1 protein-coding gene and 1 pseudogene are annotated in these 597 nt (G+C 69.3%); both read right to left on the reverse strand.

What is annotated here, in order from left to right; translation table 11 throughout:
• Positions 1–68: 68 nt before the first annotated feature.
• Positions 69–395 carry a hypothetical protein gene (locus tag PJB24_RS15795; protein ID WP_273847614.1) on the reverse strand — a complete coding sequence of 109 codons (327 nt, stop codon included), beginning with the start codon at positions 393–395 and terminating at the stop codon, positions 69–71.
• An 18-nt stretch (positions 396–413) separates the two neighbouring features.
• A pseudogene (locus tag PJB24_RS15800) lies at positions 414–597 on the reverse strand (hypothetical protein); the annotation flags it as partial.

The following is a 597-nucleotide window of genomic DNA, read 5'->3' on the forward strand; positions in this document are numbered from 1 at the left end:
ACTCTCCGCCCGCGAACCGCTCACCCCGGAAGAGGTCGCCATCCTGACCGGGGAGCCCGACCCGGGGGCTACCGCCGGCTCCTGAGCAGCGAGATCAGGGCCTCTCGCGGGATGATCTGCACCTCCATGCCACCCTCCAGCCGCTCCGGAGGGGGACTCAGGGCCACGTACCTGACCTCCTCGTCCTGAAATTCGAGTATTTCGAGGAGCCTGCGGGCCGAAACCTCCTCGGGGCGCCAGTCTCTCCCGAACTCTCCGGTGGAGTCGAGGAACTCCTGCGCCTCTTCGACGGAAGAGAAGAGCGGCACCGCCTCGCCGTCCTCGAGCACGATGGCCAGAAGTTCGTCTTCGCCTTCCGGTCCGCCGACGATCACGACGTGCGACGCCGCCTCCATCGCGGCCCGGCGGTGTCTCTAGGACGTGGCGGGCTCCGTCCCCGGAGGCGGGGTGATCCCGATGCCCGGTCCCTCGGGTGTGTCCACCTTGTCGAGCGTGGCGCCGTCGAGCGCCTCGCTCACGGTGCCGGAGATGTGCAGCAGGCTCTCGCCCTCGTGTTCGACGACCTGATCGTCGCCGCGCGGTTCGCCGGCGGAGAGC

Origin of the sequence: Rubrobacter calidifluminis (genome assembly GCF_028617075.1) — a bacterium.
Lineage (GTDB): Bacteria > Actinomycetota > Rubrobacteria > Rubrobacterales > Rubrobacteraceae > Rubrobacter_E > Rubrobacter_E calidifluminis.